This is a genomic window from Nocardia transvalensis NBRC 15921, from assembly GCF_000308875.1.
Classification (GTDB): domain Bacteria; phylum Actinomycetota; class Actinomycetes; order Mycobacteriales; family Mycobacteriaceae; genus Nocardia; species Nocardia transvalensis.
The window spans coordinates 195,542-203,211 of the sequence record NZ_BAGL01000042.1; the positions used below are offsets into that span (position 1 = coordinate 195,542).

7 protein-coding genes are annotated in these 7,670 nt (G+C 69.3%); 6 read left to right on the forward strand and 1 reads right to left on the reverse strand.

The features are described from left to right. Nucleotides 1-40: 40 nt before the first annotated feature. The 4 genes from ON41_RS13375 to ON41_RS13390 all read left to right on the forward strand — a co-directional run bounded on the left by ON41_RS13375 (nt 41) and on the right by ON41_RS13390 (nt 3,457). Nucleotides 41-1,225, forward strand: a complete 1,185-nt coding sequence (locus ON41_RS13375; RefSeq protein WP_040747886.1) for an NAD(P)/FAD-dependent oxidoreductase — start codon at nt 41-43, stop codon at nt 1,223-1,225. Between the two features lie 17 nt (nt 1,226-1,242). Beyond that, nucleotides 1,243-2,136, forward strand: coding sequence for an RNA polymerase sigma-70 factor (locus ON41_RS13380; RefSeq protein WP_040747887.1), 894 nt, complete (start codon nt 1,243-1,245; stop codon nt 2,134-2,136). A gap of 313 nt (nt 2,137-2,449) precedes the next feature. Beyond that, nucleotides 2,450-2,788: a DUF3761 domain-containing protein gene (locus ON41_RS13385; RefSeq protein ID WP_063709872.1), complete on the forward strand. Its 339-nt coding sequence runs from the start codon at nt 2,450-2,452 to the stop codon at nt 2,786-2,788. A gap of 45 nt (nt 2,789-2,833) precedes the next feature. Continuing rightward, on the forward strand, nt 2,834-3,457 hold the full coding sequence (locus ON41_RS13390; RefSeq protein ID WP_040747888.1) for a DNA-3-methyladenine glycosylase: 624 nt from the start codon (nt 2,834-2,836) through the stop codon (nt 3,455-3,457). Here the strand turns inward: ON41_RS13390 and ON41_RS13395 are convergent, their stop codons facing one another. Beyond that, entirely contained in the window at nt 3,458-4,894 is a 1,437-nt protein-coding gene (locus ON41_RS13395; RefSeq protein ID WP_246461686.1) for a 2-isopropylmalate synthase, read from the reverse strand. 172 nt (nt 4,895-5,066) lie between these two features. On the opposite strand from ON41_RS13395, the gene ON41_RS13400 reads away from it, so the two are divergent. Then, complete coding sequence (locus ON41_RS13400; protein ID WP_040747889.1) at nt 5,067-5,735, forward strand: FadR/GntR family transcriptional regulator; 669 nt, start codon at nt 5,067-5,069, stop codon at nt 5,733-5,735. A gap of 162 nt (nt 5,736-5,897) precedes the next feature. After that, a complete protein-coding gene (tyrS, locus tag ON41_RS13405) occupies nt 5,898-7,181 on the forward strand; it encodes a tyrosine--tRNA ligase (RefSeq protein WP_040747890.1) in 1,284 nt (427 codons plus the stop codon). Nucleotides 7,182-7,670: the final 489 nt, after the last annotated feature.

The window sequence follows — 7,670 nt, forward strand, 5'->3', positions numbered from 1 at the left end:
CCTCCTGTCACGTTCCCCGCGGGCGCCTTGTCCGATGGGCATGAACACCACCACGAAACCTCACGAGATCGTCGTCCTGGGCGCGGGCTACACCGGCATGCTGGCCACGCTTCGGCTGGCCCATCGGACCCGCCGGCAGCAGGTGCGCATCACCCTGGTCAACCCCTCCGACCGGTTCACCGAACGGCTGCGGATGCATCAGATCGCCGCCGGGCAGGACCTGGCCGACCATCGCATCCCCGAACTGCTCGACGGCTCGGGCGTGGATTTCCGCCGCGCCGCCGCCACCGCCCTCGATCCGGACGCCCACCGCGTCACCCTCGACAACGGTGCCGTCCTCGACTACGACACTCTGATCTACGCCCTCGGCAGCACCACCGATACGACCTCGGTGCCGGGCGTCGCCGAACATGCCTGGACCCTGAACGACCCGCGTCTGGCACACCGCTTCGCGCGGCGGCTGGCCGATATCGCCGCGACCGGCGGGACCGTCACCGTCGTCGGCGGTGGCCTCACCGGGATCGAGGCCGCGACGGAGATCGCCGAGAGTCACCCGGACCTGACGGTCACCCTGATCGCCGCCGCCGAACCGGGCGCGATGATGGGCGAGCGGGCCCGCGCCCACCTGAACCGGGCGCTCGATCGGCTCGGCATCGTCCGGCGCGTCGGCGGGCAGGTGACCAAGGTGCTGCCCGACGCCGTGCGACTGGCCACGGGTGAGCTGGTGGCGTCGGATCTGACCCTCTGGACCGCCGGCGTTCGTGTTTCCCGCTTGGCCGCCGAAGCCGGAATCGCCACGGACGCACGAGGTCTCGTCGTCACCGACCCCGCTCTGCGCTCGGTCTCGCACCCGGACGTCCATGCCGTCGGCGACGCGGCCGCGGTGCGCATGCCGTGGGGGACGCTGCACGGCACCTGCCAGAGCGGTATGCCCACTGCCGCCTACACCGCCGATGCCCTCGCTCGGCAATTGCGGGGTAAGGCGGTGCGGCCGTTCCGGTTCGGGTACATCCACCAGCCGGTCAGCCTCGGCCGCCGCGATGCGGTCATTCAGTTCACCCACGCCGACGACACACCGCGGCGCTGGTATCTGAAGGGCCGCCCGGCGGTCTTCTACAAGGAAAGTGTGAGCGGCAGCCCGATTCCCTTCTTCAGGATGAGCAGGATGATGAATGTCCCGGCCGCGCTGTCGAAGGGCGGCCGGACCACCCGTCACACCTCCTGACCGGAAAGTACGAGGCCATGCAGGACGCCACCGACGACCTCGGCGCGGACGACCCCTTCGTCGCGCACCGGCGGCTGCTGTTCGGCACCGCCTACCGGATGCTGGGCAGCGTGTCCGACGCCGAGGACGTCCTGCAGGACGCCTGGCTGAAATGGCATGCCGCCGACCGCGACGCCGTCGACCACCCCAAGGCCTACCTGGTGCGCACGGTGACGAACCTGTCGCTCAACCGCCTCACCTCGGCGCGGGCCACCCGCGAGACCTACGTCGGGCCCTGGCTTCCCGAACCCCTGCTGACCGCGGCCGATGCCGCCGAGGAGTCCGAGATGGCCGACAGCGTCTCGACCGCGATGCTGGTCGTCCTGGAAACCCTGAGCCCGGTCGAGCGCGCGGTCTTCGTGCTGCGCGAGGTATTCGGGTTCTCGCACGCGGAGATCGGCGGCATCCTCGACCGGCCCGAGGCGACGGTGCGGCAGATCGCCCACCGCGCCCGCGACCACGTGCGGGCTCGCCGCCCGCGCTACGACACCGACCCGGCCGGGCGCCGCGAGGTGACGCGGAAATTCCTGGCCGCCGCGCACGGCGGCGACGTCAACGCCCTCATGGAACTGCTCGCCCCCGACGTCACCCTCTGGAACGACGGCGGCGGCAAGGTCACCGCCGCCCGCCGCCCCCTGCACGGCGCCGACCACGTCGCCCGCTGGATGCTCGGCACCATGGCCAAACCGATAGCCGCCGGCATCCACATGAAACCGGCCACCATCAACGGCGAACTAGGCCTCCTCGCCGTCCTGGGCGAAACCCCCATCGGCGCCCTCACCTACGACATCGTCGACGGCCACGTCACCGCCATCCGATTCCAGGTCAACCCGGACAAACTAACCGGCCTGCACCCGCCCGGCCCGCACTGACGGCCAGCGCCCCTCCGCCCCCCGATTGCCGCTCCGCCCCCACCCATTGCCTGCTCCGCTCCGCCCCCACCCATTGCCTGCTCCCACCCATTGCCCGCTTCGCTCCGCCCCCACCGATTCCCCGCGCTGCCCCACCCGTGCTGGTTGTCCCGGCGTGCTTTTGGCCGGGACCGGGGTCACCAGCCCGTAGGGACTTTCGTCCTCTTTGCCACGCGATCGCCCGAAACCGACTGGACGCTGCGATAAAGTAGCTTCGCTGGGGGGAGATCGTTGCCTTCCGGCTGAATTATGTTCTGCTGTAAGGGATTTAATCATGCTCACCACATCGATCCGGGCCGTCCGCCGGAGTCGCCCGGCGGTTTCCGGACGCCGGATTCCCCTCCTCGCCTCGGGGCTGTTCGCCGCCGCCGTCGCCACCTCCGCGCTCGTCGCGCCCACCGCCACCGCGGGCCCGGTGCAGCTGGTCTGCGGTGCGGGCCAGTACGAGAACGTCGATCACGCCTGCGTCCAGCGCCCCGAGCAGAGCGCGACGGTTCCCGACGGCGCCACCGCCCAGTGCAACGACGGCGCGTACAGCTTCAGCCAGCACCGGCGCGGTTCGTGCTCGGGCCACGGCGGCGTCGATCGCTGGCTGGTCGACCTGCCCAAGTAGACGCCCTCGGCGCGGCCGGCGCGCGGTCCGGGACAATGGGTCGCTGTGTCTGCCGAGGAACTAGCCGTCGAACCCCTCGCCGCCGCGCACCGGCTGCTGGGCGCCACGCTGTGGTCGGGTCCCGTCGGCGTGCGCATCGTCGAGGTCGAGGCGTACGGCGGGGACCCGGCCGGGCCGTGGCATGACCCGGCCGCGCACTCCGGCCGTGGCCGTACCCCGCGCAATGCCGTCATGTTCGGCCCGCCCGGGGTGCTCTACGTCTATTTCAGCTACGGGATGCACGTCTGTGTGAATGTCACCAGCGGCCCGGACGGCCTCGCCAGCGCCGTCCTGATCCGGGCCGGTGAGGTGATCGCGGGGCACGAGATCGCCCGATCGCGCCGCCCGGCCGCCCGCACCGACGCCGGCTTGGCGAGGGGCCCGGGCAACCTCGGCAGCGCGCTCGGAATCACCCTGGACGACTACGGAACCCCGCTGTTCGACCCGGAGTCCCCGATCCGCCTGGAACTGGGCCCCGAGATCACCGACGTATCGGCGATAGGCGTCGGCCCCCGCGTGGGGGTCAGCCTCGCCGCCGACCGCCCGTGGCGACTCTGGCTGACCGGCTCCCCCGCCGTCTCGGCCTACCGCCGCAGCCCCCGTGCTCCGCGTCTCGAGCACCCGGCCTGATCAGCACCGCATGCCGCGCTCCCGGGCATCCGACACGCCGGCATCACATCGCGAGGCATCCGCGCGAAATTCGGTGAGCAGCCGCAGCAGCTCGGCCGCCGAGGCCTCCGTTCCGGTCGCATCGGTGAAACGCTGTACGTGCCGGGCGAATTCGATCTGCTCGGAGCGCTCGAGCGTCACGCCGTACTCGGTTTCCAGCAGATAGGCGATACCGCCCTTGCCGGACTGCGAGTTGACCCGGATCACCGCCTCGTAGGAGCGTCCCACATCGGCCGGATCGATCGGCAGATACGGTACCTCCCAGCCGATTTCGCGTTCGGAGACGCCCTCCCGCGCCGCCCGCTCGCGATGGGCGGCGAAGCCCTTCTTGATGGCGTCCTGATGGGTGCCCGAGAACGCCGTGTACACCAGGTCGCCCGCGTACGGATGACGCGGATGGATCGGGATGCGCGTGCAGTATTCGACCGTCGCGCGGATCTCGTCGATATCCGAGAAGTCGATCCGCGGGTCGACGCCCTGCGCGTGCAGATTCAGCGCCAGCGTGGCGATATCGACATTGCCGGTCCGCTCGCCGTTGCCGAAAACGCAGCCCTCCACCCGCTGCGCGCCCGCCAGCACGGTCAGTTCGGCACAGGCGATGCCGGTGCCGCGGTCGTTGTGCGGATGAACCGACAGCACCACGCTGTCGCGGCGGGCCAGGTTGCGATGCATGTACTCGATCTGGTCGGCGTACACGTTCGGCGTCGCCACCTCGACGGTCGCCGGGAGATTCAGCGTCACCGGCCGCTGCGGGGTCGCGTCCCACAGCGCCGTCATCGAATCGCACACCCGCAGTACGAAATCGGGCTCGGTGAGGATGAAGACCTCGGGGGAGAACTGGAACCGGACGTTGGGCAGATGCCCGGCCAGTTCCAGGATGTCGCGCCCGCCGGACAGGATCAGCTCGGCCAGCTCGTCGCGCGAACGACCCAGCACCACGTCCCGCCACCGCGGCGCCGTCGCCGTGTACATGTGGATGACGACGTCGTTGGCGATGCCGTCGATCGCCTGCACGGTCCGCTCGATGAGATCCCGCCGCGCCGGGGTGAACACCACCAGCGTGACGTCCGCGGGCGCCAGTTCCGCGTCGCGGATCAGCCGGACGAAGTCGAAATCGGCCTGCGAGGCGCTGGGGTAGCCGACCTCGATCTCCTTGTAGCCCATGGCGACCATCAACTCGAAGAACCGCCGCTTGCGGGCCGGATCCATCGGCTCCGCCAGGGCCTGATTACCGTCGCGCAGATCGACGGGCACCCACAGCGGCGCCTCGGTGATCCGGTTGGCCGGCCAGTGCCGGTCGACCGTGGGGACCGAAACCCGTTCGTAGACATCGCGATACCGGTGTGACGGCATGGCGGAGGGGCGCTGGCGATTCCACGGGGCGGGGGAGGTGAACATGAAAGGCGCTACTTTCGCGTCGGAGGTGATGACCGGCGCAGCCCAGCGACCCGCGGGCAGGGTGCCGGTCGATCAGACCCCGCCGCGGCGGCCGAGGAGAAGCAGACCCTGTCCCATGTGGCCTACACTAACTGCTGTCAACTCCTCAGACAAGTAGAGAGGTGTGCGGGCTGTGGCGCACGTACAGAGGCATCCGCTGGCCGCGCAGGCCGCCGAGGTACTGCTCGCCCGGATCCGGGCGGGGGAATGGCGGCTCGGGCACAAACTGCCGGGGGAGACCACCCTGGCGGCGCAGCTGGGCGTCGGGCGCTCGACCCTGCGCGAGGCGATCCGGGAACTGGCGGGCAAGGGCGTCCTCGAAAGCCGCCAGGGCGCGGGCGTATTCGTCACGGCGCTGGAGGTGACCGAGGACTGGGATACGGTGCTGCGCCGCGCCGACATCGTCACGGTCATCGAGGCCCGGCTCGCGATCGAGGCGGAGGCCGCCGCGCTCGCCGCTCAGCGCCGTACTCCCGCCGACCTGCGGGCCATGTGGCGCGCGCTCGCGGCCCGCGCCGAAGCCGGCGATGCGGTCGATGACCTGGTCGACGCCGATACGGCATTCCACCGGACGGTGGTCACAGCCGCCCACAACGACGTGCTGACCGGGATGTTCGACGCCTTCGTCCCGCGCCTGCGGCACGCTATGATCGATATGCTCCGCCTCCGCCCGCTACCCGACGAGCGCGCCGACCACCACGCCCACGAGATTCTGCTGGACGCCATCCGCGCCCGCGACAGCGCGGTCGCCACCACCGCCAGCCGCACCCACCTCACCTCGTTGAAAGAGGCGTTCACCTGAGAGAGTCGCCGCCGATAATTCGTTCGACCACGGCTCACCCCCGGTGCACGATGGCATCGGGGGTGAGTCATGTAGGCGATCCGGCCGGTCGCCCGTGGGAACGAGAACCGGCGACGGACCTGTCCACGAGAGGCGGAAGCGCGTGCGGAAAGATGGGACGGCGTGAGCGTCGACATCATCGATGAACTGACCTGGCGTGGGCTGATCGCGCAATCCACCGACCTGGACGAGCTGCGGTCCGATCTGGCGAAGGGTGTGCTCACCCTCTATGCCGGCTTCGATCCGACCGCGGCGAGCCTGCACGCCGGGCACCTGGTTCCGCTGCTGACGCTCAAGCGTTTCCAGCAGGCCGGGCACCGCCCGATCGTGCTGGCGGGCGGCGCCACCGGCCTGATCGGCGACCCGCGCGACGTGGGCGAGCGGGTGATGAACTCGACCGATACGGTGGCCGCCTGGGCGGACCGGATCCGCGGCCAGCTCGAGCGCTTCGTCGATCTCGACGACTCGCCGACCGGCGCGATCATCGTGAACAACATGGACTGGACCGGGCAGCTGTCGGCCGTGGACTTCCTGCGCGATATCGGCAAGCACTTCTCGGTGAACGTCATGCTGGCGCGTGAGACCGTGAAGCGTCGTCTCGACGGCGAGGGCATCTCCTACACCGAATTCAGCTACATGCTGCTGCAGGCCAACGACTTCGTGCAGCTGCGCCGGCGGCACGACTGCGCGCTGCAGGTCGGCGGCTCCGACCAGTGGGGCAACATCATCGCCGGTGTCGAGCTGAACCGGCGGCTCGACAGCGCCCACGTCCACGCGCTCACCACACCGCTGGTGACATCGGCGGACGGCAAGAAGTTCGGCAAGTCCACCGGCGGCGGCAGTCTCTGGCTGGATCCGGAGATGACCAGTCCGTACGCCTGGTACCAGTACTTCGTGAACACCGGCGACGCGGATGTCGTCCGGTACCTGCGCTGGTTCACCTTCCTCGATCGTGAGGAACTGGCCGAGCTGGAGCAGGCGACCGCGGAGCGACCCCACGCTCGCGAGGCCCAGCGCAGACTGGCGGCCGAGATGACGACGCTGGTGCACGGCGAGGCGAACACCCGCGCGGCACAGCTCGCCAGCCAGGCCCTGTTCGGACGCGGCGACCTGCACGAACTCGACAAGTCGACCCTGGGCGCCGCCCTGACGGAGGCCGCGGTGGACGGCACGGTGGCCGAGGCCCCCGAGGGCGCGACGATCGTGGACCTGCTCGTGGCCTCGGGTCTCTCGGAGAGCCGGGGCGCGGCGCGTCGGGCCGTCAACGAGGGTGGCGCATCGGTGAACAACACCCGCGTCGCCGATCCCGAATGGACCCCCGCGGATTCCGACTACCTGCACGGGGACTGGCTGGTGCTGCGGCGCGGGAAGAAGAACTTCGCGGGCGTGCGACGGGCCGGCAGCTGACGATGATCATGACCTGAGTCACATCCGTGTGACTCAGGTCCGGCAGCGGATCGATCCCGACCCTCCTACCTGCGAAAACGCCAGCCGTCTTGGGGATTTGACGATCCGTTATCCGACACGTAACTTATTCAACGTCAGAGCGACACGGACGCCGACCCGGGCCCCAGCGGCCAGGGAAACGAGGTAGGACGAGGAGCGCCTGATCTCAGCACGGCCGACTACACCCCGGGGCTTGACTCCGAGGGTGGAAGTGGCTAGGCTGGAGAACCTGCCTGTTAGAGAAAGTCGATGAATTCGGCCGGATCTTCTGTGCGTGTGTTCTTTGAGAACTCAATAGTGTGTCGATGAATGTCAGTGCCAATTATTTTTTGGTTCCGGTCTTCACCCCCCGTGTGAGGGTCGGACATTTTAGTCAGCTATTTTCCGGCTGGCGTTTTAGTTAGGTTTTCGGACTCTGGTTCGAGTTACTTCCGATTGCACCTTCGGGTG